26 protein-coding genes are annotated in these 26,482 nt (G+C 40.6%); 21 read left to right on the top strand and 5 right to left on the bottom strand.

The annotated features are described in order from the left end of the window. Positions 1 to 203: 203 nt before the first annotated feature. The 20 genes from LPTSP_RS00270 to LPTSP_RS00175 all read left to right on the top strand — a co-directional run bounded on the left by LPTSP_RS00270 (position 204) and on the right by LPTSP_RS00175 (position 20,525). Positions 204 to 2,261, top strand: coding sequence for a glycoside hydrolase family 5 protein (locus LPTSP_RS00270; RefSeq protein ID WP_108926931.1), 2,058 nt, complete (start codon positions 204 to 206; stop codon positions 2,259 to 2,261). 174 nt (positions 2,262 to 2,435) lie between these two features. Beyond that, complete coding sequence (locus LPTSP_RS00265; RefSeq protein WP_108926858.1) at positions 2,436 to 3,248, top strand: MotA/TolQ/ExbB proton channel family protein; 813 nt, start codon at positions 2,436 to 2,438, stop codon at positions 3,246 to 3,248. Positions 3,249 to 3,279: 31 nt separating this feature from the next. Further along, complete coding sequence (locus LPTSP_RS00260; RefSeq protein ID WP_100768929.1) at positions 3,280 to 3,699, top strand: ExbD/TolR family protein; 420 nt, start codon at positions 3,280 to 3,282, stop codon at positions 3,697 to 3,699. A gap of 3 nt (positions 3,700 to 3,702) precedes the next feature. Beyond that, the gene (locus LPTSP_RS00255) at positions 3,703 to 4,122 is read left to right on the top strand and encodes an ExbD/TolR family protein (protein WP_008589306.1); all 420 of its coding nucleotides are present in this window, start codon (positions 3,703 to 3,705) and stop codon (positions 4,120 to 4,122) included. Beyond that, positions 4,119 to 4,712, top strand: coding sequence for an energy transducer TonB (locus LPTSP_RS00250; protein WP_108926857.1), 594 nt, complete (start codon positions 4,119 to 4,121; stop codon positions 4,710 to 4,712). The genes LPTSP_RS00255 and LPTSP_RS00250 overlap by 4 nt, the downstream gene beginning before the upstream one ends. Positions 4,713 to 4,885: 173 nt before the next feature. Then, a complete protein-coding gene (locus LPTSP_RS00245; protein WP_108926856.1) occupies positions 4,886 to 6,211 on the top strand; it encodes a spinster family MFS transporter in 1,326 nt (441 codons plus the stop codon). 211 nt (positions 6,212 to 6,422) lie between these two features. Beyond that, positions 6,423 to 8,099 (top strand): hypothetical protein, encoded by a 1,677-nt coding sequence (locus LPTSP_RS00240; protein ID WP_108926855.1) that lies wholly within the window; start codon positions 6,423 to 6,425, stop codon positions 8,097 to 8,099. Positions 8,100 to 8,120: 21 nt separating this feature from the next. Next, a complete protein-coding gene (locus tag LPTSP_RS00235; RefSeq protein ID WP_108926854.1) occupies positions 8,121 to 8,576 on the top strand; it encodes an LA_3150 family lipoprotein in 456 nt (151 codons plus the stop codon). Between the two features lie 173 nt (positions 8,577 to 8,749). After that, a complete protein-coding gene (locus LPTSP_RS00230) occupies positions 8,750 to 9,589 on the top strand; it encodes a phosphate ABC transporter substrate-binding protein (protein WP_100768999.1) in 840 nt (279 codons plus the stop codon). 61 nt (positions 9,590 to 9,650) lie between these two features. Next, positions 9,651 to 10,733 carry a phosphate ABC transporter permease subunit PstC gene (gene pstC, locus LPTSP_RS00225; protein WP_108926853.1) on the top strand — a complete coding sequence of 361 codons (1,083 nt, stop codon included), beginning with the start codon at positions 9,651 to 9,653 and terminating at the stop codon, positions 10,731 to 10,733. Positions 10,734 to 10,756: 23 nt separating this feature from the next. Beyond that, a complete protein-coding gene (gene pstA / locus LPTSP_RS00220) occupies positions 10,757 to 11,701 on the top strand; it encodes a phosphate ABC transporter permease PstA (RefSeq protein ID WP_108926852.1) in 945 nt (314 codons plus the stop codon). A 34-nt stretch (positions 11,702 to 11,735) separates the two neighbouring features. After that, a complete protein-coding gene (gene pstB, locus LPTSP_RS00215) occupies positions 11,736 to 12,500 on the top strand; it encodes a phosphate ABC transporter ATP-binding protein PstB (protein ID WP_086446858.1) in 765 nt (254 codons plus the stop codon). Positions 12,501 to 12,598: 98 nt separating this feature from the next. Continuing rightward, positions 12,599 to 13,144 carry a hypothetical protein gene (locus LPTSP_RS00210; protein ID WP_108926851.1) on the top strand — a complete coding sequence of 182 codons (546 nt, stop codon included), beginning with the start codon at positions 12,599 to 12,601 and terminating at the stop codon, positions 13,142 to 13,144. A 1-nt stretch (position 13,145) separates the two neighbouring features. Continuing rightward, positions 13,146 to 14,222 (top strand): ATP-grasp domain-containing protein, encoded by a 1,077-nt coding sequence (locus tag LPTSP_RS00205; protein WP_108926850.1) that lies wholly within the window; start codon positions 13,146 to 13,148, stop codon positions 14,220 to 14,222. Positions 14,223 to 14,300: 78 nt separating this feature from the next. Further along, positions 14,301 to 15,515 carry an adenylate/guanylate cyclase domain-containing protein gene (locus tag LPTSP_RS00200; RefSeq protein ID WP_108926849.1) on the top strand — a complete coding sequence of 405 codons (1,215 nt, stop codon included), beginning with the start codon at positions 14,301 to 14,303 and terminating at the stop codon, positions 15,513 to 15,515. A gap of 58 nt (positions 15,516 to 15,573) precedes the next feature. Further along, complete coding sequence (locus LPTSP_RS00195; protein WP_108926848.1) at positions 15,574 to 16,983, top strand: MBOAT family O-acyltransferase; 1,410 nt, start codon at positions 15,574 to 15,576, stop codon at positions 16,981 to 16,983. 2 nt (positions 16,984 to 16,985) lie between these two features. Continuing rightward, positions 16,986 to 17,861, top strand: a complete 876-nt coding sequence (locus LPTSP_RS00190) for a hypothetical protein (protein WP_108926847.1) — start codon at positions 16,986 to 16,988, stop codon at positions 17,859 to 17,861. Between the two features lie 146 nt (positions 17,862 to 18,007). Further along, the gene (locus LPTSP_RS00185; RefSeq protein WP_108926846.1) at positions 18,008 to 18,835 is read left to right on the top strand and encodes a MetQ/NlpA family ABC transporter substrate-binding protein; all 828 of its coding nucleotides are present in this window, start codon (positions 18,008 to 18,010) and stop codon (positions 18,833 to 18,835) included. Then, positions 18,814 to 19,854 (top strand): methionine ABC transporter ATP-binding protein, encoded by a 1,041-nt coding sequence (locus tag LPTSP_RS00180; RefSeq protein WP_108926845.1) that lies wholly within the window; start codon positions 18,814 to 18,816, stop codon positions 19,852 to 19,854. Before LPTSP_RS00185 ends, LPTSP_RS00180 begins: the two co-directional genes overlap by 22 nt. Beyond that, on the top strand, positions 19,851 to 20,525 hold the full coding sequence (locus tag LPTSP_RS00175; protein ID WP_108926844.1) for a methionine ABC transporter permease: 675 nt from the start codon (positions 19,851 to 19,853) through the stop codon (positions 20,523 to 20,525). Before LPTSP_RS00180 ends, LPTSP_RS00175 begins: the two co-directional genes overlap by 4 nt. 147 nt (positions 20,526 to 20,672) lie before the next feature. Here the strand turns inward: LPTSP_RS00175 and LPTSP_RS00170 are convergent, their stop codons facing one another. The 4 genes from LPTSP_RS00170 to LPTSP_RS00155 all read right to left on the bottom strand — a co-directional run bounded on the left by LPTSP_RS00170 (position 20,673) and on the right by LPTSP_RS00155 (position 23,888). Further along, positions 20,673 to 21,155 carry a hypothetical protein gene (locus LPTSP_RS00170; protein WP_108926843.1) on the bottom strand — a complete coding sequence of 161 codons (483 nt, stop codon included), beginning with the start codon at positions 21,153 to 21,155 and terminating at the stop codon, positions 20,673 to 20,675. A gap of 11 nt (positions 21,156 to 21,166) precedes the next feature. Next, a complete protein-coding gene (locus tag LPTSP_RS00165) occupies positions 21,167 to 21,610 on the bottom strand; it encodes a c-type cytochrome (RefSeq protein WP_245915419.1) in 444 nt (147 codons plus the stop codon). Between the two features lie 9 nt (positions 21,611 to 21,619). Then, positions 21,620 to 22,672, bottom strand: coding sequence for a metallophosphoesterase family protein (locus LPTSP_RS00160; RefSeq protein ID WP_245915418.1), 1,053 nt, complete (start codon positions 22,670 to 22,672; stop codon positions 21,620 to 21,622). Positions 22,673 to 22,739: 67 nt separating this feature from the next. Continuing rightward, a complete protein-coding gene (locus tag LPTSP_RS00155; RefSeq protein WP_108926842.1) occupies positions 22,740 to 23,888 on the bottom strand; it encodes a cytochrome-c peroxidase in 1,149 nt (382 codons plus the stop codon). Positions 23,889 to 24,411: 523 nt separating this feature from the next. Between LPTSP_RS00155 and LPTSP_RS00150 the strand changes: the two genes are divergently transcribed. After that, a complete protein-coding gene (locus tag LPTSP_RS00150; RefSeq protein ID WP_108926928.1) occupies positions 24,412 to 25,023 on the top strand; it encodes a beta-class carbonic anhydrase in 612 nt (203 codons plus the stop codon). Positions 25,024 to 25,090: 67 nt separating this feature from the next. Here LPTSP_RS00150 and LPTSP_RS00145 read toward each other — a convergent pair whose 3' ends face one another. After that, a complete protein-coding gene (locus tag LPTSP_RS00145; RefSeq protein ID WP_108926841.1) occupies positions 25,091 to 26,440 on the bottom strand; it encodes a hypothetical protein in 1,350 nt (449 codons plus the stop codon). Between the last annotated feature and the right edge of the window lie 42 nt (positions 26,441 to 26,482).

Below are 26,482 nucleotides of genomic sequence, written 5' to 3'. Positions count from 1 at the left end.
GTCCTAATTTTAAAATCACTACTCCACTTTAACTCGCTCTCAAAACTTTCTTCTTACAACTCACTTATCTCCTTCAATTAATAAAAAATAACGAAAGAAATAAATAACGTCGCCTCTCATAAAATAATTTTCGCTCTGTCAAAATTTTCTTTCAACCGAAAAGATATCGTCTCTCATCGCTACGCATGACTCGTAAGCTCTATATGAAAATCTTATTCATGTTGGTACTTGTATGTTTCACTTCTTGTGATAATGCAGGTTCAAAAAATACCAACAGCTCCTTTCTCTCTTTGTTAAACATATCCGACTCAACAAGCCAGGCAGACGGATACTCGGCAAACGCAGCAACAGTAGACTCTACAATTGTCTCTCACTCTCTGGACTATATAGGCTCAGAGTCTGATCGAAAAATTCTATTAGGAACGAAGACTTATTCAGGAAACACGGATAGGATCTTTGTGGATGGTTTAGGAAGAGAGGCTTATTTCAGAGGATTCAATCTGGCCGGAAATACAAAACTTCTCTCCGACGGTTTCAAACCATTTAGAAACGCAACAGATGCGGAAAACGCTCTCTCTCTTTTAGGCAAATCCGCTGGTTCCAATATGGTTCGTTATTTAATAGCTTGGGAAGGAGTTCATACTTCTGTTGATACGATCAATTACGCTTATTTAGATACTGTCATTCTCCAGCTTAAAGCAGCTGCTGCGCGTAGAATGTATATATTATTGGATTATCATCAGGACCTATTCTCTAGACATTTATTTAATAAAGATTCTTGGTATACCGGGAATGGAGCTCCTTCTTGGGTACTTCCTAGCGGTTCTTACCCTCAGGAATCTTGCGGTATTTGTTTTACTTGGGGGCAAAACCTTTTCTCTAACGAAGCGGTCCGCAGAGGATTCCGAAATTTTTGGAATAACGCTCCCTTCTCCGTTTCTAACGGAACGAGAAATCTACAAACCGAATATCTTTGGCAGATGGGAAAGACTTTAACCTATATTAAAAATAACTTATCTAGTCAGGAATTCGATTATGTTTTGGGACTGGATCCGTTCAACGAGCCCATGGATGGAGGAATGGAAGGTCTTACTCCTGCCCAATGGGATAACCAGAAGCTTTGGCCTTTTTATGCGAAAGTAAGACAAACTCTCAATCAAAACGGCTGGGAAAACAAATGGGTTTATGCGGAACCTATGGTATTTTGGAATACCAACTTCGGAGGTATCGCTACAGGCGGAGGTTATTTAACTTCTAAACCTGGTTCTGGATTCGTTTTCAATTCTCATTTTTATGACGCAGGCAGAATGAGCCTAGATTTAACAGGAATTGATAATGGAACTTATTTCAAAGCATTAGATGAGATCAGAAAAGAAGCTAGATTCTTGGATATTCCAGTATTCTTAAGTGAATTCGGAATGAAACTGAAAGGAGTCGGAGCCCAAGACACTGCTCGTATGATCAGCGGGATCTACCAAGCGATGGAAATCTCGGACTCTCAACAATCAACTAAGACAAGGTTTGCGGACTTCTATAATCCTGCAGTATCCGGAACAGAATGGCATTGGGATTATTATTATGATAATCATAAAGAATACATGAATGGAAATACTTCCAAACTTCTGACCGCTAAGGATGCTTGGAACGACGAGGACTTCTCCGTAATCGGAAATTATGGAACCAAACCCAATATGGATTATCATGTCCTCCAAAGAGGATATCCTAGGAAAATCCAAGGCTCTCTTATGAGTTTCTATTATAACACGATTGGATATGATACTTGGAATAACGTGTTTCAATGGGGCGCAATTAGAACGACAGATACCGGGACAAGTTACTTCGGAGATAGAAGGTTTATCGTAGTGATCTGGGCAGGCAAACGTTCTAACGCACCTACGGAAATATATCTTCCTCCTCATTTTTCCGGTTCCGATATAGTTTTGATTACAGATAAAACTATTTATAATAAAGAAATTCCTACAAGTCCCCAAAATACATCCAACGAAGCCGTTTTAATTCCTGATCCGAGTAGAGTCAGCGGTTCAGGAAATATTTTAACGGTTTGGGATGATTTGGATGCTGACGAAGATTCCGAAAATTCGGTCCACTTCTTAGTAGCTGTAGATGCGGCTGGAGCAAGTTACTCTGATAGCCTACTTTCTTCCATCCAAGCAGATTTGAAAACAAGAGTTATAATCCAAAAGAAAAGCCCGATCTATCTCATTGGAAAAATGACATACGGCGGCTATCCTTCTAAATAATAAAACAGGTCGCATTCTTAGCTTCGTTACAAAACGAAATCAAAGGAATTCTGTTAAGCAAGAATGCGGCCCTCCCCTTCCCCAAACTAACCAACCCGTAACTACTTCGTAATAAATATGTAACTCAAATCACGTAAAAATGTCTCATTACTTCTTATGGAGCTTTCGAAAGCTATGCATAATCGATATACTAATCTCTCTCTACGCCAATGGATCGCCATTGCACTTGTAGGAGGATTCGTTCTAACTGCAACTTTACCTACTTTTTCTCAAGACGCTGCGCCAACCGACGCAAATAAAACCGAACAAACCACTGCACCCGCAGAACAACCTGCTCCAGCTCCGGCTGAAAAAAGTGGGACCTGGGGATTTGTAGACTTGTTCAATAAGGGTGGATGGACTATGTATCCATTGGCTCTTTCTTCCATCATCGCACTTGCGATCATTTTCGAAAGGATCTACTTCCTCACTACTTCCAAACTTCTTCCTAAAGGATTTAATATCGATTTAGGAGAGAAGGTAGATGAAAAAGGTTTTGATGGAGCGAAAGAATTCATTGATGCAAATCCTTCTTATAAGATTTCAGATATCTTGAAAAACGGTATCGATGTTTCCGCGGGTAACGCTGAAATTTTCGCGAAAGGGATCGAGAGAGAAGCTGCAGAAGTGATCGTGGTTCTCGAAAGAGGTCTTGTGATCTTAGCGGCTGTTTCGACTATCGCTCCTTTGATCGGGTTCTTGGGAACTGTTTCCGGGATGATCAACGCATTCGATGCGATCGCTAACGCAGACCAAGTAAACGCAAAAGTGGTAGCGGGCGGTATTAAAGAAGCTCTTATCACAACCGCGGCTGGTTTGATTATTGCAATTCCTGCAATGACTTTCCACCAATACCTGACTTCTAGGATCGACGGATTTACTTCCGAAGTGGAAGAAGCTGCAAACAGAATTTATAAAGAATTCCTGAAACGTAACGCAAGAGCTTAATCTTAGTTCTTCCATTAATTAGGACAGAAATATGATTCAGCTTAAGAAAAAAAGAGGTTTGGAAGAAATTTCGGCCTCTTCTATGTCGGATATCGCGTTTCTTCTTCTCGTATTCTTTATGGTAACTGCGGTGTTTTTTGTGAAAGAGGGTTTAAATATCCAACTTCCCCGCAAAAACTCCAACCCTACCTTAGTTTTACGCGAGAATATCTACGAGATATTGGTGGCTGGCGAAACGATCAAGATGAGGAATAAAGTCCTCGGAACTCGTGATTACAAGGATCTGGCAGAATTCAGAAAAGATCTGAACGATCTGGAGATCCCCAACCTCGAGGAAAAAGTCGCTCTGATCAAAACGACCGGCGAAACGAAGTACGGAAATATGTTAGATGCTCTTTCTGCTGTGCAGCTAAGAGGTTTTAAACAAGTCTCCGTAAAAAGATTAAAATAAGATATGGCACTTAAAAAGAAAAAAGCTCCACCTTCTATTCCGGTCAGCTCCATGGCCGATATCGCCTTTCTTCTTTTGGTATTCTTTATGGTGACTTCGGTCCTGGATACGGATCCCGATCTTCCCATCGCTCTTCCGGATGTTCCGGGCGGAGAGCAGCTTAATAAGAAAATCGCGAATTTATATTTAAGCGCAGATAAGGAGAAGTCGATTTACTTTAACCAAGTAAGGATGCCTTTGAACGAAGCGATCAATAACGTTCGTGCAAAACTTGCGACCACTCCGGATCTTAAAGTCCTCATTCATGCGGACAAAGAACTGGATTATGCGGACCTCGACAACGTGTTCGAACTTTTGAAAGAAGCCGGGGCATTAAAAGTTTCTCTGGTTACTAAAACTACCCAAGGAGGAGGTTTGAAATGAAGCAAGTTGTTTCTCCTCCTACTTCTTCCAAAAAACGTTCCGGTCTTCGCAGGTTTGTTGATCGTTACAGAATGGAAACCTTCTTAGGTGCTTCCGCTATTCTTCAGATCGCGGCACTTCTTTTCTGGTACACTCCTCCTAATACTTACGATCATTTGGACAAGCTGATCGACGAAGTCGCTTTCGTGGAGAATCTTGTGATCCAGGATCCGAATGTAGGGGAAGCTCCTGACGACGGAGAATTCGAGGTTACGGATACTCTCAAGAAAAAAGAGGATTCCAGGATCGCAGGCGCTCAAGACGCAATCGTTTCCGGTGCTACCGCTCCGGTGGATCTTTCTCCTAACGTTCAACCGGAATATACCAAAGATGCTCAGTCTGCAGGCGTTGGCGGAACTCTTACCTTAGAAGTGATCATCGCCGACTCCGGAGAAGTTTTAAGAGTACGTAATATTGGTAAAACTTTAGGATACGGATTAGAAGAATCTGCAATCCAAGCATTTTACAAAAAACGTTACTCTCCTTCTATGTTAGAAGGAAAAGCGATCACCGTGAAGGTTTACGTTCCGGTTCGTTTCTCTCTCTATTGATACAATCTTCTTCTTCCTCTTGGAAGAAGAAGAGGTTCTAATTTCTCACCTAACATCCGTTCATTAACTATCTTTTATATATTTATCTCAGAACAATCGTTCGAATTATAATTTTATGATTTGCTTTTTATTCCTGGCCTAAGGTAATTACGGGCCTTGGGAGATACAAAGCGATGGAATCGAACTCAAATCAAGCCAAACATGCATGGAGAATACTAATCCTTCTATTCTTGGCTAACCTTCTAAACTTCTTTGATAGAACTATTCCCGCAATCATCATTGAACCTATACGACATGAATGGGATCTGAGCGATCTACAATTAGGTATAGTCGGTTCCGCGTTCACTGTTATATATGCAATCGCAGGTTTACCTTTGGGAAGACTTGCAGATTCTTGGAGCCGCAAAAAGATCATAGGTTGGGGACTCGCAATTTGGAGTGCATTCACAGCCCTAAACGGATATGCATGGAATTATTTATCTTTCGTTTCTGTTCGTATGGGTGTGGGAATTGGAGAAGCAAGTTACGCTCCTGCAGCAAACTCTCTCATAGGAGATCTATTTCCTTCTCATAAAAGAGCAAGAGCAGTCGGTATTTTTATGTTGGGCCTTCCCTTAGGACTAGTCCTCGCATTCTTCACAGTAGGAGCCATGGTAAAAGCATTCGGTTCTTGGAGGGCTCCGTTCTTTATAGCAGCGTTGCCTGGCATCCTTCTTTCCATTTTCTTCTTTTTTATCAGAGAGCCGGAAAGAGGAGCCGCAGAATCCATCCAAGTATCTCAATCTACACCGACACAGCCTATTAAAAAAGTATTAAGGATCCGTACTATGTGGTGGATCATTCTTTCCGGGCTTACATTCAATTTCGCTGTTTATGCTGTGAATAGTTTCCTCGTTTCTTTATTACAAAGATATTATCATTTCACTTTGGTAAAAGCGGCAATCACTACCGGATTTATAGTAGGCGTTACCGGTTTAGTGGGTTTAACTCTGGGGGGTTGGATCGCAGATAAGATCCACCAAAGATCGGAAAGAGGACGACTACTTTTCGGAGCATTCAATTTATTTGTGTCGGGAATTCTGATCCTGCTCGCATTATTTCAATCTGAGGAACTAGTCCTGTTCTTCTCCCTTTTGCTCGGTTTAGGATGGCTGCTTTCTTATAACTATTATACCTGCGTTTATCCTGCGATCCAGGACGTGATCGAACCAAGACTCAGAGCCACCGCGATGGCAATCTACTTCGCCGCCATGTATTTGTTAGGTGGAGCGGCCGGTCCTGCAGTTGTGGGTTGGTTCTCCGATTATTTGACCCGTTCTGCAATGATCCGTTCAGGCGCTTCCGAAATGACTGAACAATTTAAGGCAATTGGTCTTCATGATTCTCTTTTCCTGATCCCGATAACCGTATTACTGACTTCCCTATTCGTATTTCTGGCCTCCAAAAGTTTCGCCAAGGATGCGTCCGAAATGAAGAGAAGTCTAGAAGGGAAAGCATGAAAGCTAATCATATGATTAGCCTATTTAGTTTTATTTCTGTAACTTAAATGATACCTATTCTGCATAAAACTCGTCCAAAGGAGGCTTGTAACGAAATCCTTGTCATTCTGTAATCATTTTGTAACGTAAACAGATCATTCTGTTACCTAAACGTAAAACAGAATTCGCTCGAGCGGAAAACCGGGAAGCGAATCTAAAAAGGTAACTCTGAATGAAGCAGAAATCTAAAAAGAGAAAGAACTTAGAGGGGCTAAAATCTCAATTTCTTATCCTAGGACTTGTCATCTATTCCCAGGCAATTTTCTCCCAAGGCACTTCACCGGGACCGGAACTTGCGCAGGCTAGCGAGCCTCCTAAGGTAGAAAAGCCTAAACCGGAAGAATTCACTATTTATGAAGATCAGGACGGGCAATTGTATACCAAACCTGGTCCGGGTCGTTTTAAAAGTAAGATGGACAAGGCGATCAACAAGAGCGATCCTAAGTTCAATCCTTATCCAAACCATTTCACAAGCAGACCTGATGAACCTCAAAAGGAAAAACTTACCATCACCGGTAGGATCCAATTTAGAGGTATTTCCGCTCAGACCGGATCCAATTATAATAACGGAACTGAAGATTTTAATTCTGTAGATTGGAACTTCAGACGTCTTCGATTGGGATTGCAATACCAAGGAAATTCCTGGTGGGGAATGATGGTGAATCTAAGGGGAGAGAACATGTTGAACGCTCCTTATCTCACCCAAACCAAGAACAGTACCGGAGAAGTAACTAGTGTTTCCCTAAAAGAAAACAGGGGTTATATCCAAGAAGCATTCCTTTTTGTGAATATTCCGATCCTGGGAGCAAGATTGAGCTTCGGTCAATTACCTACTCAATTCCACAGAGAATATCTGATGTCTTCCGCAAACTTCATCGCATTAGAACGTTCTTATATGACAAACGCGTATCCTCAGTTCGATATGGGTGTAAACCTAAGACTTTCTCCTTTGAAAGATTTTTTCGAAGGGAAATACGAAAAATATCTGACTATCGATCTAATGGCAGGTAACGGACATGGAGCCGGCGGTGACTATGGAACCGGTAGACGCCAAGATCTGACCGTTGCAGGTAGACCTAACCAGCCTATCCTAAATTCTCCTTTATATTTTGCGAGAGTTCAATGGAACGTTCTCGGCGGTATCGTAAAAGAAAACGGTAGTAATGTAGGTTGGCAAGAAGGAGAAGAGATCTTCCAAAAAGATCTGAAAATTTCCTTGGGTGCTGCGACTATGCAAACAAAGAACGTAAGCTTTAGTTCAGGTCCTGCTTCCACTCTTGCAGTGGATGGTGCTATCCCAAGAGGAGCTCCTACTCAGTATCTTCTTACTACACAAACCACTGCGGACAACAGTACTGCAGATTGTACTGTTCCGAGCTACCAAACCAGCTATTGCCAAAAAAATCTGGACCTAAGAGGTTATACTTACGACGGGACCATGACTTGGAACGGTATCTATTTGAGCGGTGCTTATACTACATATACTGGCGCGGCTTCCAATAATCTTTCCGGATGGCAGGCAACGGTTGGATATAATATCCAAATATTCGATAAATATTATATCATGCCTGTTTTCAGATATGACTTCCTGAAAGGTGATTTCAATCGTAACGGTAAGATAGAAGATAACGATCTGAAAAAATACTACTGGGTTGGTTTAAATCTTTTCGGGGACAAACACCTGTTCAAGGCTCAATTATTCTACCAAATCCCTGTTCTTAAATTGGGAATTGATCCTGTGACAAGAGAACCAGAAACTATTAACAATCAAACCGTCTATTTCCAACTTCAGGCCACTTTCTGGACCGGAACAGTCACACCGGACCATTTGAACACCAGGTTAGATTAAGAAGAGGAGAAGGATTATTTTATGAAATCTAAACTTAAATTCATACTTCCACTTTTGGGATTATTGGCTATTTCTTGCTCTTCCGACACAAAGGATGATTCGGCTCTATTAGGAGCCTTGGTCGGTACTCCAGACGATGGGAACAAATCCATAGTAGTTGCTGAAGTTGCAGGAAATTTTACAGATTATACCGGAGAATGTTACGATCATTTCACTATTCTAGGAGTTTCTAATACAACGATATCTCCTACGAATTATTATCTTTATGTAATGTTTGGACATTCTCTGGACACAGAACTTAGAAAGTCCGCTCTTTCTACTTCTACTTGCAGTAGTTTGGGTTTCTTAGGTTCAGGAATTCCTACAAACGCAAGTCCTGTGAATTTCAAATATTATACCTGTGATCCAAACCTGGGACAAGCCGGGGGAGACTGCGGGAATAAGATCAAAGCAGCAGTAGGATTTCCTACCAACTAACAATAAAAGACCCCTGTACTTTCTTGCAGTCAGGGGTTTATTTTCATAGAATGCGTTAAAATGCCAAATCTATGCAATAGAACGGAGTGTATCAGGATTGTAATATTTGAGAAATCCGTTCGTAACGGTTCTTGTTTATAATTCAAAAATATTTCAGGAGAAATATCAAACAGATGAAAAAGATAGGTTTAAGACTTATTGTCTTATTAGTATTCGCTCTTTCTTCATTTTCCGTATCCGGGGAAGAGAAAAAGACAATCACCATTAAAGGATCCGATACGATGGTTATCCTGGTTCAAAAATGGACCGAAACCTTCCCGGATAAATCCGTTCAATTCCAAGTTACTGGAGGAGGATCTGGTACTGGGATCGCAGCGCTGATCAACGGAACCACGGATATTTGTTCCGCTTCTCGCCCTCTCAAACCTCAAGAAATCCAACAATTAAAGGAAAAATATAATTCCAACGGTGTGGAAATCAAGGTTGCAATCGACGGCATTTCTCTTTATGTAAACAAAAAGAATCCAGTCGCTAAACTTTCTCTGGAAGAAATCCGCAAAATTTTCACCGGAAAGATCACCAATTGGAAAGAAGTTGGCGGAGAAGATCATAAAATCGTATTGTATAGCCGAGAAAATAATTCCGGAACTTACGAGTATTTCAAAGAGCACGCTTTAGAAAAACAAGACTTTGATCCTTCTGCACAACATATGGTAGGAACTGCAGCACTAGTAAACGCAATCTCCAAAGATAAGTGGGGAATCGGTTACGGTGGAGCAGCTTACGCTTCAGGAGTAAAAGATCTAGCTGTTTCTGCTGACGCAAACTCCAAAGCGGAACTTCCAACCGAAGCGAATATTTTGACCAACAAGTATCCGATCTCCAGATATCTGTATTTTTATCTGAGAGAAGCGCCTAAAGACCAAACTAAAAAGTTTATCGATTGGGTGATCGGAAAAGACGGACAAAAAGTAGTGAAGGACGTAGGTTACTTCCCTCTTAAGAAAAAGTAATATTGTGTGAAAGGCTCCCGGAAACGAGGGCCTTTCATAAATCCAGAATTCGGAACATTTAATGAGCAAACTCGATCCTCTGCTGAGATATCTTTTACATCCGAGCAGAAGAAAAATAGACGTTTTCGCGGAAACCTTCGTTAAAGGGACTGCCGCCACTTCCATCCTTATCATTCTTCTTATTTTTTTCTTCGTCTTTAGAGAAGCTTCTTCCTTATTCTTCTCAGATCCTCCGCAAGCCACTTCCGCTAGTCAAAGCTCCGGAGCGCCTACGGAATATAATCCTGACTCCAGTTCGGATGCTCCTGCGGAATACAATCCGGACGGAGATACTTTAGAATTGAATAAGGCACTAACTGTTTCCACGCCTGAACCTGAAAAACTTTCTCTTTTAGAAAATCTTTTCAGTAAGGTTTGGCAGCCGGTCTCATCCGTTCCTAAGTTCGGTATCCTACCTTTGATCGTGGGCACCGCAAAAACTACAATCATAGCGATCCTACTCGGAGCTCCCTTAGCTATTTTAGCCGCTTTGAATATTACGTTTTTTGTATCTAGCAGGGTGAGAGAGATCGTAAAACCAGCCATCGAAATGCTTGCAAACTTCCCTTCCGTAGTGATCGGATTTTTCTGTTTGATGGATGTCGCCACCGTTGTAAAGGCAACCTTCGATATAGATTTCAGATTGAACGCGCTCACTGGAGGGATCGGTTTAGCGATCGCGGTCACTCCTATCATTTTTACAGTGGCAGAAGATGCGTTAAGCACTGTGCCTCAATCCTATAGACAGGCATCCTTGGCATTAGGTGCTACAGAATGGCAAACCGCTTATAGAGTTATGCTTCCTGCAGCATTGCCTGGAGTATTCGCTGCCGTACTTTTAGGGATCGGAAGGGCTTTCGGAGAGACAATGATCGCTCTTATGGCTACAGGTAACGCTCCTATGATGAGTTTCGGTATTTTTGATCCGAGTAGGACATTCGCCGCCACGATCGGCGCAGAAATGGGAGAGGTCATCTGGGGATCAGAACATTATAATATTCTGTTCTTCTTAGGTGTGCTTCTATTCCTATTCACTTTTTCCTTGAACGCAATCACTGAGTTGTACGTCAAAAAACGGCTCATGAAAAAGTTCCAAGGCTCTTGACGAACAAGATTTGGTAAACCTCTTTGAAATGGAAAAAAGTCAGACTTAAAAGAAAAAGAGTCATCCAAGATAAAATTTACTCCATATTAGCGTTGGGCGCTCCCATGCTTGCTACAGGACTTATTTTATCAGCGGTCCTCCTTATGCTCGGGAACATATTCTATAAAGGATTTTCCGGAATTAGCTGGGAATTCCTTACCGAGGCGCCAAGGAACAATAACTTAGAAGGCGGGATCTTTCCTGCGATCTACGGGACCGTATATCTAGTTTTTATAATGGTCTTATGCAGCATTCCAATAGGGACAGCAACCGGGATCTTTCTTTCCGAATACACTGTAAGAGATTCTAAGTTCGCGATGACCGTAAGATTTGCGATCAATACTTTGGCAGGAGTTCCTTCCATCGTATTCGGTCTATTCGGTGTCGGGTTCTTCATCCAGTTCATTGGAAAAGGAATGGACCATGTTGCGAGTAATACTACTCCAGTTTGGGGAAAACCGGCCCTAATCTGGGCGGCGGCAACTCTTGCTATTCTCACCCTACCCGTAGTCATCATCTCTGTAGAAGAAACCATGAGAAGTATTCCTAGAGAAATGAGAGAATCCAGTCTCGCGTTAGGCGCAACCAAATGGCAGACTATCTGGAAACTGATTTTACCGAATTCTTTGACTGGGATCTTGACAGGGGCGATCCTTGCAATCGGAAGAGGAGCGGGAGAAGTAGCTCCAATATTATTCGTAGGAGTAGTATATTCCTTACCAGAATTACCTACTCATCTTTCCGATCAATTTATGCAATTAGGTTACCATTTGTTCGTATTGGCTACCCAGTCCCCGGACGTAGATGCCGCCATGCCGAAACAATATGCAACCACAGTCGTATTATTGACTCTTACCTTCGGGATGAGTTTTTTCGCAACATTCTTAAGATACAGAATCAGGAAATCCAGGGGCAAGGCCCATGTATAACGTTTTTATTGGAGATGCGAGGAGTTAATCGCAGATGAAAGATACAAAAGTAAAAATAAAATCCCGCCATTTCAATTTTTTCTACGGTGAGAACCAGGCATTACATGATATCTCTTTAGAAATTCATGCGAAGAAGGTCACAGCGTTCATCGGACCTTCCGGTTGTGGTAAGTCCACTTTTTTGAGATCCATAAATCGTATGAACGACGTGATCGATAGCTCTAAAGTAAACGGTAAACTGGAAATAGACGGTATCAATATTTACGATCCTCTAATGAACGTTGTAGAACTCAGAAAAAGAGTCGGAATGGTTTTCCAAAAATCCTTCCCTTTTCCTAAATCCATTTATGAGAATATTGCCTACGGTCTGAAACTGAACGGCAAAGTCTCTAAGGATGAGATGGATCATATTGTTGAGGAAAGTTTGAGAAAATCCGCTCTCTGGAAAGAGGTCAAGGACAGATTGAACGATAGCGCACTTGGACTTTCCGGAGGACAACAGCAAAGGTTATGTATCGCAAGAGCGATCGCAATGAATCCTGAAGTGATCTTAATGGATGAGCCTTGTTCCGCTTTGGATCCTATCTCCACTAAAAAGGTAGAAGAGTTCATTTCTGAATTCAAGGATTCATATACAATCGTGATCGTGACACATAATATGCAGCAAGCTGCTCGCGTAAGCGATTACACAGGCTTCTTCTATATGGGGCGTTTGGTGGAATTCGATACTACTAAAAAGATGTTCCACGATCCTTCCAAAAAGGAAACAGAAGATTATATTTCAGGAAAATTCGGCTGATAACCTACCGAATCGCCCGCTGAGAAACGCCCGTATACTGCGGGCGTTTTTTTATTCCTCAATGTAACCTAAACCGCCAATATCCGAAGTCTACGTCAATGAGACAGACGAAATCAGACTTAATCGATTCTCTCGAGATCATCTTTTTAAGATTCGCGGAATTACTACTTAGAATCTCGGAAAGAAATTACACTCGTCCTTTGCATCTATTGTCCGGGGCGAGTATAGGAAAACAAGTCCGTCATTGTTTGGAATTTGCGGAAGCATTATTGAACGGTTATGATACAGGGCTCGTTTCCTATGACCGAAGAGAAAGAAATCCACTTTATGAAAATTCTCCCAACTCGGCCGCGGATCGACTCTTAGAATTAAGAAAAGAATTCGAACTTAGAGATTGGGAAGGAGAAGTCCAAGTTTCGTATTTGGTACATTCTTCCTTAGGATCCGAGAATGTGGTAATGTCTTCTTGGGAAAGAGAACTACTATACGTGCAGGAGCATACAATCCACCACGAAGCGATCATAAGAGTAGCTCTCGAACATGATCTTGGGTTCGAAGATATTCCGGAAAGTTTCGGGTTTGCGATCTCTACCCTTCAATATAATACGAATCGACTTATTTTGGCCTGGGATCCGGTCATCTAAAATGTTAGAAACACAGACAGAACAAGATTTGCTTAGGCAATCTGATCCGATGGAATTTTGGCCCACTTGGAAATTGTATCTGCCTTTGATCCCTTATATCGCTTTTGAATCCATTCGTTCTATCCGATCAGGATCAATTTCTTCCTTAGGATTTGGAACAATTGCGGCGGCAAACCCAAGCATTCCGTTAGGCGGCCTCGTAGGCGAATCTAAATATCAAATCTTACGAAAATTAGATCCCGAACATGTATTAAAATTCTTTTTAGTTCCAAAAGGTTCCAAAGACATAAATTCTATTTTAGAAAAAATGAATTCTTTTGGATTAACATTCCCTGTCATACTAAAACCTGATTCTGGACAAAGAGGGCAAGGAGTCAGAAAGATCCAAAGCCCAAAACATTTGGAAGAATGTTTACTAGAATCAAATGTAGACCTGCTCGTCCAAGAATTTCATCCAGGTCCATTCGAGGCTGGGATCTTTTATTATAGATATCCGAATAGTTCCCTGGGTAAAATATTCTCTATCACCAGAAAAGTATTTCCAAGATTAATCGGAAATGGGATTTCTACTCTTTCGAAATTAGTAGAAAACCATTCTAGATTTAAAATACAGAAAGATAGATTTCAAAAAAGATTTTCGGAAACTTGGGACAAAGTCCCTAAATTAGGAGAGAATATTCTTCTTTCAGAAGCTGGAAACCATTGTCAGGGAACTTTATTTTTGGACGGTTCGGAATGGATTACTCCCGAATTGGAAAATAAGATCCATGAGATTTCCTCATCCTTTTCAGGTTTTTATTTTGGAAGATACGATATTAGATTTTCTTCCCTCAAAGATTTTTTAGAGGGGAAAGATCTTCATATAGTGGAATTAAATGGAGTCACTTCCGAATCTACGAACTTATACGATCCCAGATTTTCGCTAAGAGAAAGATATTCCATACTATTCTCTCAATGGAAGATATTATTTAAAATTTCCAGACAGTCAAAAGCTAAAGCCGCCGGCTTATTTTCCATAGTAAAAGAATTGTACAATTTTTATTTCGGGGACAGGAATGTGTCCGACCTTTCCAGTTGATGCTTGCAATTTTTTGCCAAGTATGAAAGTTTTATCCCTGCTCTAAATATTTAAACTTCTCAAATTCCGGAGAATTTTATGAAACAAAAGCTAGTCCAGCTCATTTATTTGATCTTCGGAGATCCGAAAAAGAACTCCTTGGAACACAGACTTTTCAACGCAATCTCGCTAGTAAACGGAAGTTTGAATATATTAGGCTCGATCTTCGAAGAGACAACCGAATATTCTCACCGGGTCATTCTTTTAAATTTGATCTCCGGCACCATTCTACTCATCATGTATTACTTTTCCAGATTTAAGAATATTTATTACGTTCTTTTCTGGCCGTTAAATCTAACTATACTTGCATATTTATCTTCTCTTTGGTTCTTGCATGGGGGTTCTAATGGAGGGAATCATTATTATTTTATCCCAGCATTGGTGATTGCCACTATTCTTTTAAAAAATCATAATATCTTTTTCATCTATGCGTTTTATGCATTTGTCACCGGCTTCCTATACATATTCGAATATCTTTACCCTAATTTCATAGTTCCTCAAAAAGATCGGGACGCGGAATATATGGATCTGGGAGGAAACTATATTTTTGTCCAGATCCTGACAGGAATACTGATCTTCATACTTAGCAGGAACCTGAATATAGAAAGAAAAAAATCGGATAATCTACTTAGGAACATCCTTCCGGAATCGATCGCAGACGAATTAAAAATGAACGATACGGTCCAGCCAAAACGTTATGATAGCGTTACAGTAATATTTACCGACATGGCAGGTTTCACCCAGATCGCCGAAAAAATGACCCCAGAGGAACTAGTGAAGGAACTTCACTTCTTCTTTGCAGAGTTTGATAAGATCGCCAAAAAATACGGTTTGGAGAAGATCAAGACAATCGGAGATGCATACATGGCCGTTGCCGGACTTCCTACGCCAAATCATACCCACGCAAGAGATGCGGTCTTCTGCGGGTTGGAATTCCAACAATTCATGAAAAAACAGAAAGAAGAAAGACAGAACTTAGGCCTTCCTACGTGGGAATTACGTTTAGGGATCCATACAGGGAGTGTGGTGGCAGGAGTAATTGGTACAGAAAAATTTGCTTATGATATCTGGGGAGACACAGTCAACACCGCAAGCCGTATGGAAAGCTCCGGAGTCCCGGGAGAAGTGAATATCTCCCTGGATACGTTCCATTTTATAAGAGAAGATTTTGTCTGCGAGTCCAGGGGACTCATCAAGGCCAAGAACAAGGGAGAGATCGAAATGTTTTTGGTGAAGGAGCCCCGAGAAGTATAATAGGTTCTTGACCTAAGGGTTCCAGGAAAGAATTTGAACCAGTCAGATTTTCTTTCCTATGAATTTTAATAGTTTTGGATTTTTCATATTCCTACTGATTACCTTTGTTCTTTACTACATTCCTTTCTTAAAAAGATTCCAACTTCTGACAGTAGTCGCCGCAAGTTTTTATTTTTATGCATATACAGATCCTTGGCTGCTTATTTTACTTTTGTTCTCTATCTTTTGGAACGCGAGTATCGTATATCTGATCCAGACCCCGGATTTTGGATCTAAAAAAGCGGTCTTGGGATTGGGCGTGATCCTAAATCTAAGTGTATTATTTTTCTTTAAATATAGCGGGTTATTTGCCAAAACTTTCCTGGGAAGTGGAGGACCCTCGGAGCTACATTGGATCTTTTTAATCCCACTTCCGATCGGTATTTCTTTTTATACCTTTCATGGGATCAGCATGGTCGTGGACTTTTATAGAATAGGTTCGGAAATTTTCAAGGAGAAGGTCCCATACCCTAAACTGATCCTACAATCTTCTCTCTATATCAATTTTTTTCCTCAGCTAGTAGCCGGGCCAATCGTTAAAGCAAAGGAGTTTTTTCCTCAGATAAAAACGAAAGATTTCAAGGATATTCCTTGGATCCAAGCCGCAAAGATATTGATCCTGGGATATTTTTTAAAAACGGTGATCGCAGATAACCTAAATGATCTAACGTTTGTTATCGATTTTCCTTATAACGCTCACCATTCTACGCTTACTTTAATACTTTTGATCTTTGGTTATTCTGCACAGATCTTTGCGGACTTTGCAGGATATTCTTTGATCGCGATCGGAACCGCTTTCTTATTCGGTTATAAGTTACCGACAAATTTCAATTTTCCTTATATCTCTTCGAACTTTTCCGAATTTTGGAGAAGATGGCATATCTCTCTTTCTACTTGGCTCAGGGATTATTTGTACATTCCTCTTGGAGGAAACAGAAAAGGAAATTTCAGGACTTATATAAATCTATTTTTGGTAATGGCCTTGGGCGGACTTTGGCACGGGGCAGAATGGAGATATATGGTCTGGGGGATTGGCCACGGACTCTTATTATTAATAGAAAGATTTTTAGACCAGAATCTTCCGTTCAAATTACCTGAGAATCGTTTCTTCTCCTTTTTAAAAGCCGGATTTGTATTCTTAAGCGTTTCCCTTTTATGGTTACTTTTCCGTTTGCCTGATTTCGGAACTGCGATTAAATATTTAAAACTATTGGGAACTAATTTAAGTCTGGGAACGGATTGGGAACTTTGTACATTCATAATATTCTTTTCCATTCCCGTATTCTTCTATCATTTTTACGGATGGTATAAGGAAAAATATCCGGAAGAAACGATCGAAAATGTTTCCGTTATCGGCTATGCGTTCCTTCTATTTCTGATCGTTCTAAACAAGGGGCCTTCTGCGGCCTTCATCTATTTTCAGTTTTAATTATGAAATTTTTTCTCCGGCTTATTATCTTCTTTCTGATTTTCTTAGGACTGTATTCTAGTTTTGTATATTCTCTTTCTCCCCGGAAGATACCAAAACAGAGTTGGTGGCAGCACAACAGAGTTCGTGTAGAAAGTTTTTTAACGGAAGGAAAAGATTCCAAATATGTGATCGTTGGATCTTCCATGTCGGACAGAATGTTACCTAAACAAAACTCCGGCTGGTTCAATCTTTCCTTAGTGGGCGAAGGCGCACTTACAGGATTATCTATATTAAAAAATTCGGATACTTCTCCCAAATTCGTTTTAATAGAAGTAAATCAGCTTTCCGTAAAGGAGAATGAAAAATTCTCCCAAGAGAATACTGAGCCGTTTTTTGTTTTTACTAGAAGGAATTTTCCCGTTCTAAGGTCCGAAAAGCAACCCTTGAACTATGCTGTAGGATTTGTGATCCAATTTACCGATCGTTTTTTTGCCGCCGATGCCAAGCCTGAACCAAAGGAAGAAAAAGAAGCTCTCGAAATTTCCAAAAAGCTAAAACAGGAGCATCTGGAAGAAGTAAAACGTTGGTATGGGGCCGCTGTAGAGCAAAAAAAGTTGAATGATAGAATAACGTATCTAACTTCCGTTCTAAAAGAGTTAGAAGCCAAAGGTATCCGACCTATTTTCTTTGAAATGCCTATGCATCCCGAAATTCTGGTCTCCGCAAAAGAAACCAGGACCAGGGAGACCGTTCTGAAAAATTTTCCTACTTCTCAATACCTTTGGTTTACGGATAATAAAGATATCTACGAAGACAGCGACGCCTTGCACCTGACCTATCCGGAAGCCGATCGATTCTTAGCCAAATTGAAAGAATACGCCGAATCCTTGCCTTAAGGAGTTCCTACCCTTCCCACATAGGGATTACCTCCTAAACAAGTTATATTAAACATTTTATTCACTATAACAGAATTTTATAGTATCCAAGAAGACCTAATTCGTAAATCTTTGGACTAGTCAAAATTCCGACTATAGGTGATCCTATGAATAGAAAGTTATTTATTATATTACTGGCCCTTCTTCCTTTTTTAGCTGCTTGCGGAAAGAAAGAAGCTCCCAATCTCCCCGGAGATAGAAAGAATCTGAAGATAGGGATTTGCCCCGGGCCTTACGGGGACCTTCTGAAAAAAGGTGTCTTTCCGGATCTTGAGAAGAAGGGATACAAGATAGAGATCGTTCAGTTCAGCGATTATATTCAACCAAATCTTGCATTAGCTTCCGGTGATATAGATGCGAATTTATTCCAACATCTTCCTTATCTAAAAAAATTTACCGCGGATAAGAATCTAAAGCTAAGCCCGATCATCAATATTCCTACTGCTCCTATGTCTGTGTTTGCAGGAAAGACTAAAAATCCTAAGGACATAAAAGAGAAGGCTTCCATTGCTTTACCTAACGATCCTACTAACTTGCTAAGAGCTTTAAAACTTTTCCAAGAATTAGGTTTTATTAAAGTAAATCCGGACGCGCTTCCTACTAAGGCTTCCTTAAGCGATATTACCGAAAATAAAAAGCAAATCCAATTCTTACCTTTAGAGGCGGCTCAACTTCCTAGATCTTTGGAAAGTACTGACTTTTCAGCGATCAACGGGAATTTCGCGATCGCATCAGGATTGGATCTGACAAAAGCGGTGATCTTGGAAAAACTGGCAGAAGAGCATAAAAATATCATCGTTGTCCGTGACGAAGAGAAAGATAGCATATTCGCTAAAGACATAGTCGAGGCGGTGCAGTCTGAAAACTTCGAAACAGTCGTAGACAAAGACTTTAAAGGATTCCAAAAACCTGAATGGTTCGGAAAACGGAAGTAAAAGAGAACTCGCTAACTATATTAGAATTTCGGAACGTTTTTAAAACGTTTCCGAAATCTACACACCCTTCTATAGAGGACATCTCTTTAAAGATAGATAAGGGAGAAATTTTCGGCATTATTGGGACTACCGGCGCCGGAAAAAGCACCTTACTTAGATTCGCAAATTTACTAGAAACACCTGATTCTGGTCAGGTATTCTTCCAATCCGAAGACATCTCCCATTTAAAAGGAGAAGAACTCAGACATCATAGATCAAAGGTTGGGATGGTATTCCAACAATCTCATCTGGTATTAAACAGTAAGGTTTTCGATAATATAGCTCTTCCCTTAAAAGCCTCAGGTTGGAAAAGAGAAGAGATCCGTTCCAGAGTGATCGAACTCCTTTCCTTGATCGGACTCGAAGATAAAATAGATTCTTACCCGAATCAGCTTAGCGGAGGGCAAAAACAACGGGTGGGAATTGCAAGAGCGATCGCAAATCACCCTACCCTGCTTTTATGCGACGAGCCTACTTCAGCTTTGGATCCGGAAACCACTCGTTCCATTTTAGGACTTTTAAGAGATATTCATAAAAAATTTTCGATCACAATACTCATCGTAACTCACGAAATGAATGTGGTCCGAGAAATTTGTAATTCTGTTGCAGTATTAGAAAAAGGTAAATTGATCGAAACGGGTTCTGTATATTCCCTATTTGCAGATCCTTCTCAGGAAATCACTAAAAAGCTTACGGGCCACGCTTTTACCAATTCTATTCCGGAAGAAACCTTGGCGAGAACGGAAGGAAGAATCTTAAGAGTGGTCCTGAAAAATGAGATCGCTACTGAGCCGGTATTTGGAAAAGTCATCCGCGCTACAAACCAGATTCCGAATATCATTCACAGTAAAATTGAATATATTTCGGGTAAACCGATCGGAGTTTTTTATCTAGAAACGGATCCTTCTGACGAAAGTACTGACACAATCAGATCAGCATTCGTTCGATACGGAGCCACTGTGGAGGAAATTTTCAGATGAATTTTTCCAAATGGATAGAATTATTTCCGGAACTAATCAATGCATTCGGACAAACATTCTTGATGCTCGGGATCTCCTTATCGTGTGCCTTAGTATTCGGAATTCCTCTAGGATTTTTGATCTATCTCACCGACAAAAAAATATTTATTCCAAATAGATTCTTTCATACAGTACTGGGGGTATTGGCAAACCTCATCCGCTCCATTCCATTCGTGATCTTACTTGTGGCTCTCATACCACTCACTCAATCCTTGGTAGGAACTACAATCGGTCCACTCGCAGCCTCAGTCCCTCTTTCCGTGGCTGCCATTCCATTCTTAGCCAGGTTAGTCGAAACATCTTTGAGAGAGATCCCGGAGGGAGTTTTAGAAGCGGCAGTTTCCACAGGAGCAAAACTCCATCTGATCATTAGAGAAGTTCTGATACCGGAAGCATTGCCTGGGATTTTGTCCGCAATTACCGTTACCACCATCAGTTTATTAGGATATTCTGCAATGGCCGGCATCGTAGGAGGAGGAGGAATCGGAGATCTTGCCATCCGATTCGGATATTATAGATACGAGGACGATATCATGTTTGCGACGGTTTTTGTTCTAATCGCATTAGTCCAAACGTTCCAATGGATTGGAGATAAGACCCGTAAGAAAAGCGATAAACGGATCTCACATTAGTTTTTTATAAAGAAGAATGACCAAACCTACTCAACTAAAAAGAATCCGCAAGTAGACCTGCGGATCAAATGCTGTGGTAATGAAAACGAGACCTTCTCATTTCCCAAAGAAAACGATCCAGTCCCGACCATTGCATATTCGAAAAAATTAATTATCAAATGCTCCTAAGGAGACCCACTCGCTTCCTTCTTTTCTATATCTAAGAACTCCCTTCAAAGGAATTATCTGCCCACTTTTTGCATCATACCAGCGAGCAGAAGAAAGGTTTGCGAGCAATGAAAAATGTAATAACTTCTCCGTTCCGGATTTGTTTATGGAATTTTGCATTACCCAGCCAACATACTCCCTATGATATCTGCCTTCTTGAGCATGATGAACATAGTTGCGAACATCTTCCTTTAGTTTTACTTTTGCGGAGAAGGGCACGTATAGCAAATCCTTACTTCCTGAGGAGAAAGATTCCCTCACAGAGATCGGTTTTTCTGAATGGATGTCCTCTACAGTTCCGAATAGAAAAAGTCCTTTTTCCAGATCAGATTTACACCTGGAATCACTGATCTCAGAGCCACAAAAAACTAAAGAGAAGAATAAGCTTAAAAGAATCCCTAAAAACAAAACAGGTTTGATCATATTCATTTCCTCTAATGTTTTCCAGGAACCAAGACGGAGTTCCTTCTCTCATACATGATATACGCTTCCAATGCGATCATTTTAGGATCGTCATAAGCCAGAGGTTTTCCTTGTAAAGGATTTTGGATACACCAGTTGATCATCTCCCTCAATGTGGAAACCTTACCGATCTGTTTCTGAAATTTAGGATAAGTTTCCGGATGTGTATTGGTGGCATTAGGATGACACATGGCACATTGGACAGTATTACCGCCTAATTGAGGCCCATGAAACAGCTTTTCCCCTTGTGCAACTGTCTCCATAAATGCTGCATTCCATTTGTCTTCGTTTGATTTCTCCCAATCGTCCCCGAAGACAAGGGAAACGGTCCCGAAAATCAGAAAGGAAACGGATGCGAAGATCCCGAATATAATTTTGTATTTAGATCTATCTCTAAAAATATGCGGATAGTCCATAAGATTCTCCTAATAATGAGTTTGAGGAAGAATTCTAGATTCCGGTTTTTGGTAAGTAGAATCCACCGGATGTCCTGCTGAATCGTCGTATTTTACGATCCGATCCTTATTCTCCCAAAGTTTATAATGCATTTCCTCTCTTGCATTGTCCATGTTCACGAATGCCCAACCCGTTCCGTCTCTCTCATGGAATGGATCCTGACGATTCATAAAAACAGTCATCTTAGGAATATAATTCGGCGACTGGGTATAGCTCTCCGGATATGGCCAAGGCCAAGCAGTAGACATCAATGCATAGAAGCTAATATTCTTGATCTGATTGTATAAGACTTGATGAACATGTCCGTGAAAAACGGTCACATTATCAAACCTACTCAGAACGGATTGGATCTTTTCAGCATCGTCCGTCCAGAAATTCCAGGGTTTATAAATTTTATATAATGGAGAATGAGAAAGGACCACTAATGGAGTTCCGCTCATTACATTCTCCAGATCCTTTTTCAACCAAGCGATCTGATCATCACCCACCATAAAAGGAGAACCGTTTGGATTATCCAAACGAGCCATCTCATTCATTCGTTCTTCAGGAGTTTTCCAACGTTTGATCCAAGTATCATAAGTTAAGATACTGTTCAGGACAACGAAATGAACCCCCTTATGATCGAAGGAATAATTCAGCTTGCTTATCTTATCCTGCCAATAATTTCCCATATCCAAATAATAATCATGTTCTCCGATCACGAACTTGACCGGAACTTTTAGTTTGGAGAGAAGCTCCATACCATGCTCCAATTCTTCTCTTTTTCCTAACTGTGCAAGATCTCCTCCGAATACCACAAAGTCAGGCCTTGGGAACATTAGGTTCACCGTTTCGATTGCTTTATTCAAACCGCTATCAAAATTCCGAACGAAATTTGCTCCTTTAATATGCGTTAGGTGAGGATCGGATATGAACGCAAAGGTAAATTTTTCATGAGAACCTTTCCCTCTTCCTCTGCAGGCAATCTCAACCAAACTCATCGGAACAATACTCGCAGCGAGTAACCCCCCAGTTCTGCGCAAAAAATCTTTCCTGCTCAGTTTCCCTTCTTCCATAACTCCCCTCCTCGTCGGAATATTTCCGGTCCGCCTATTTTGGCATGCTAGGCAAAACCGGACTTGTTAAGGATTTCAAAAAAGACACAAGATCTGCTTTCTCTTGCCCGCTCAGTCCCAAGGGACGGATACCGCTGCTTAAAAAAGGATTTGCCTCTCCGCCTCTATCATACAGGTCGATTACCTGCTCTAGGCTTGTCAAACTTCCATCATGCATATAAGGAGAAGTTAATGCGATATTCCTAAGACCGGGAGTCTTAAACGTTCCCAGATCCTCACTAACTCCTGTCACAGCAAATCTACCCAACTCGGAAGATTCAAGATTCGTTAGTATTTCCTGGTCGGAAGTCGGACTGTTTTTGGCCTCCGCTTTTTTCTGAAGGATCTCCTCTAGCTTAGGCTGTATCCTTTTGAAACCCACTCCCAAATTATGGAATTTATCGTCCGTAAAAATTGCGTATGTTTCGCCTATCGTATGGCAATCTTGGCATCTAGCCTTGCCCATATACAAATTCAAACCACGGATCGCGGACTCAGATAATGCCTTCTCTTCCTTTCCGAATCTATAACGATCGAAAGGAGAATTTCCTGAAATAATGGTTCTTTCAAAAGATGCAATCGCTAAGGCAACATGATCTATCTGGATAGCATTTGGATCGATCCCGAACACTGTCTTGAACTTAGAAGTGTAATCCGGATCCGATTTTACAATTTTTATCAAATCATCATGACTAGATAAGCCATGCTCTACCGGATTTAAGAGAGGATCTTTAGACTGTCCCTCTAGATCGCTCCTTCTTCCATCCCAAAACTGTGTTTTATAATAAGCTGCATTTAATACTGTAGGAGCGTTCCTCGTTCCTGTAAGATTTTTGATCCCCTTAGAGACTTTAAGCCTGTCTACAAATGCTTGTTCAGGTTTATGACAGGTGGCGCAAGAAACAGTTCCATCGGCACTAAATCTTTTATCAGAATATAATTTAGCGCCTAACGACACCTTGTCACTGGATTGAGGATTGTTTTTGGGGACAGGTAAGTCCGGTAATCCTAAAATTCCGCTCGGAATATAGGTAAATTCTGCTAAATTTGCCTCCTTCTTCTTTTGCGAGTCGCAACCTATACAATAAAAAACGAATATAAGAAATATATATCGTAAAAACTTAAAATCGATTTTTGAAAACATAATAACTTTCACTCGATATTGCCGACAAAATTTTCGCTTAGAATAGTTCTATAATTAAAATTGGTCAAGGGATGAAGGCAAAAAAAGTTACGATTATGAGAATTTTTTATCTTCCAACTTGATAGTAGGTTTCAAAAATCATCAGTAAGTTAAAACATTCGTTTTATTTAAAGTAGTTATATAATAGAAAACTATACATTCTTAAAGTATAATATAATTGAAAGAAATTAGAGAATCGGCACTTATCTTCTTCTTTTAAAGATTTTTACGTTATTTCACGCTTGGTGTGTGTTGGGCTGGGTGAAGAAGTTAAAGTAAATATGGAAATAATTTATTTCTAAATTAAACCAAGCATATACAAATGGAATGTTGGAATTCCAACAAGGCACTCGAGCACCTTCTCCGACTTGCCTGCTTAAAATACTGGCCTTCTTACCAAACAATTACTCACTCCTTCCTCCTTTTTCTTAGCCGTTTGCTAAAACTGGAAGCCATTTCTGTTATTACGGATACAATATCCGCCATGTCAAACTCAACTGTATTGCAAAAAGAAACCAGCAAAGTGCACCAAGAAGTCATTGAGGCGAACCAGAAATACGTTTCCGAGTTCGGTAAAAAGGGAGAATTGGCGCTTCCCCCTGCCAGAAGTTTTACGATCCTAACCTGCATGGATGCTCGTTTGGATCCTGCTAAGTATGCAGGCCTTTCGGAAGGAGACGCTCATGTTATTCGAAACGCGGGAGGAAGAGCGAGTGACGATGCGATCCGATCTCTTATCATCTCCCATAAACTTTTGGGCACAAAGGAATTTTTCGTGATCCATCATTCCGATTGCGGGATGGCATTATTCACAGACCAGATCATCCGTAACCTTTTGGAAAAAAGCCTTAAGACCGCAACTGTGGATTCCAGCGGATGGAAGAACAAAGAAGAATCAGGTGGATCCGATGAAGCAAAGTTTATCTCTTTTCTAACATTCGAAAGTCTGGAAAAAAGTGTGGTAGATGATGTGAGAAGGATCAGAAACCATCCTTTGATCCCTAAGGACATTCCTGTTTACGGATATTTTTACGATGTAAAAACGGGAAAACTTGTAGAAGTGGAAGAAGCAACCAGAATCGGAAGAGCTTCTTGATCTTTAGAAAAATAGCCGGAAGAAAAATTAGATTCTTAATTTCTAATATTTCCTTCCGGTTTTAATTTTAGATCCTAATAGAATATCCAAAAGACCAGATGATACTATGAAGTGGGATCTTCTGCTCCAAGTGTTTATTCACTAAGGCCTGTTTTACGTTAGGGTCCAATCCGGAATTTTGGATAGAACTTAAGATAAAATCGTTCACGAGTCCATAACCTTTGGAAGGATCTATAGTCAAACCGTCGTTCGTATTACTTGTCAGCGGGCCTACCCAAGTTGCTCCTGGAACTGTTCCGACCGTTTGACCTCCTACCGAGTTTGGATAATAATAATTATTATCTATCATGTAAGTATTCGGTCTGTAAACGTCTGTGAGTGAAAAAGAGAATCCCAAATACTTTACGGTTACCTTATAATCTATATTCTTAAATCCGGACCTTCTATCTATATTGTCATTATAATATTGGTATCCGAAATCGATTCCAGGTTGGATCTTGAAATTTTCAGTGATCTCGTATTCATGGAATACTGAGAATCTATGAAAAGTTGTACCATTAAACGCGTTCGTAGGATATCCGGACTCCAGATCCTTCTCCCCTGCGATACTTGAACCGCCAATTCTTTCCGAAGTCACTCTCACATTATAAGTATAAGTAGGATGAATATACTTGAATACAGGCAATGCCCAACCGAAGGTAAAAAGTCCCAGAGCAAAACTAGGCTGGTTATTCGCATAATAGATCCAACCTGCATTCCAATCTCCTAAACGATTGGTGGACCATTTATAATTAAGGATTGTAGCGAGACCTTCTCTCAGTCCGTTAGGCTCCTTTCTCAATCTGTTTGTATTCGGATCTTCCGCAACCTTCTCCAGATCAACACCTGGCCCGTATGGATGTGATTGAAAAACTCCATCTACGTCTCGATTCGTTCTTCCTGTCAAAGGAGAATAATCCCTGATGATCAGATTCAAACCTTCTACAGGAGTTGGGATATTCACCATCGTATCTAGGATCAAAGACTTTGGAACTTCCGAATAAGGTAGATCTCCTCTTCTAGCAAAGGCATTTCCGAATAAACTGTTCCCGTTGATGAACACGTCATTGGTCAAGGATTGGGTCCAAACAAGATCATAATTTCTTTTTTGAGGGACTTGTTTCTGGTCCTTCACCTCTTGGACATTGTTTTCTGTTTGAACACTTGCGATCTCAGACTTAGAAATCCGGACCGGGATAGAGTCCTCCAAGCTAAAAATATAATATTCTTCCGCTTCCTTCTCCAACTTCAGATTTTTCAGGATTTTGCCGGATTTCAGCCTCACCTCATCTCCGAAAAGAGGAGTGATCAAAAAGAAGGAAAAGAGCAAAATCGGAACAAATTGGTAGGTTTTCTGAATCGACCTAAGCACTATCATAGGAGTCTCCTCTGTCCCGTTTGCTCAATCTTTGGGTTTTAT

Source organism: Leptospira johnsonii (assembly GCF_003112675.1).
GTDB lineage: Bacteria > Spirochaetota > Leptospiria > Leptospirales > Leptospiraceae > Leptospira_B > Leptospira_B johnsonii.
The sequence above is the reverse complement of the archived record's forward strand: the minus strand, read 5'-3'. Positions and strand labels throughout refer to the sequence as shown.

Bases quoted from the DNA above. Each gene is read 5' to 3' on its own strand.
- LPTSP_RS00270 (WP_108926931.1), top strand. From the start codon at position 204: ATGAAAATCTTATTCATGTTGGTACTTGTATGTTTCACTTCTTGTGAT.
- LPTSP_RS00265 (WP_108926858.1), top strand. From the start codon at position 2,436: ATGCATAATCGATATACTAATCTCTCTCTACGCCAATGGATCGCCATT.
- LPTSP_RS00260 (WP_100768929.1), top strand. From the start codon at position 3,280: ATGATTCAGCTTAAGAAAAAAAGAGGTTTGGAAGAAATTTCGGCCTCT.
- LPTSP_RS00255 (WP_008589306.1), top strand. From the start codon at position 3,703: ATGGCACTTAAAAAGAAAAAAGCTCCACCTTCTATTCCGGTCAGCTCC.
- LPTSP_RS00250 (WP_108926857.1), top strand. From the start codon at position 4,119: ATGAAGCAAGTTGTTTCTCCTCCTACTTCTTCCAAAAAACGTTCCGGT.
- LPTSP_RS00245 (WP_108926856.1), top strand. From the start codon at position 4,886: ATGGAATCGAACTCAAATCAAGCCAAACATGCATGGAGAATACTAATC.
- LPTSP_RS00240 (WP_108926855.1), top strand. From the start codon at position 6,423: ATGAAGCAGAAATCTAAAAAGAGAAAGAACTTAGAGGGGCTAAAATCT.
- LPTSP_RS00235 (WP_108926854.1), top strand. From the start codon at position 8,121: ATGAAATCTAAACTTAAATTCATACTTCCACTTTTGGGATTATTGGCT.
- LPTSP_RS00230 (WP_100768999.1), top strand. From the start codon at position 8,750: ATGAAAAAGATAGGTTTAAGACTTATTGTCTTATTAGTATTCGCTCTT.
- pstC (WP_108926853.1), top strand. From the start codon at position 9,651: ATGAGCAAACTCGATCCTCTGCTGAGATATCTTTTACATCCGAGCAGA.
- pstB (WP_086446858.1), top strand. From the start codon at position 11,736: ATGAAAGATACAAAAGTAAAAATAAAATCCCGCCATTTCAATTTTTTC.
- LPTSP_RS00210 (WP_108926851.1), top strand. From the start codon at position 12,599: ATGAGACAGACGAAATCAGACTTAATCGATTCTCTCGAGATCATCTTT.
- LPTSP_RS00205 (WP_108926850.1), top strand. From the start codon at position 13,146: ATGTTAGAAACACAGACAGAACAAGATTTGCTTAGGCAATCTGATCCG.
- LPTSP_RS00200 (WP_108926849.1), top strand. From the start codon at position 14,301: ATGAAACAAAAGCTAGTCCAGCTCATTTATTTGATCTTCGGAGATCCG.
- LPTSP_RS00195 (WP_108926848.1), top strand. From the start codon at position 15,574: ATGAATTTTAATAGTTTTGGATTTTTCATATTCCTACTGATTACCTTT.
- LPTSP_RS00190 (WP_108926847.1), top strand. From the start codon at position 16,986: ATGAAATTTTTTCTCCGGCTTATTATCTTCTTTCTGATTTTCTTAGGA.
- LPTSP_RS00185 (WP_108926846.1), top strand. From the start codon at position 18,008: ATGAATAGAAAGTTATTTATTATATTACTGGCCCTTCTTCCTTTTTTA.
- LPTSP_RS00180 (WP_108926845.1), top strand. From the start codon at position 18,814: ATGGTTCGGAAAACGGAAGTAAAAGAGAACTCGCTAACTATATTAGAA.
- LPTSP_RS00175 (WP_108926844.1), top strand. From the start codon at position 19,851: ATGAATTTTTCCAAATGGATAGAATTATTTCCGGAACTAATCAATGCA.
- LPTSP_RS00170 (WP_108926843.1), bottom strand. From the start codon at position 21,155: ATGATCAAACCTGTTTTGTTTTTAGGGATTCTTTTAAGCTTATTCTTC.
- LPTSP_RS00165 (WP_245915419.1), bottom strand. From the start codon at position 21,610: ATGGACTATCCGCATATTTTTAGAGATAGATCTAAATACAAAATTATA.
- LPTSP_RS00155 (WP_108926842.1), bottom strand. From the start codon at position 23,888: ATGTTTTCAAAAATCGATTTTAAGTTTTTACGATATATATTTCTTATA.
- LPTSP_RS00150 (WP_108926928.1), top strand. From the start codon at position 24,412: ATGTCAAACTCAACTGTATTGCAAAAAGAAACCAGCAAAGTGCACCAA.
- LPTSP_RS00145 (WP_108926841.1), bottom strand. From the start codon at position 26,440: ATGATAGTGCTTAGGTCGATTCAGAAAACCTACCAATTTGTTCCGATT.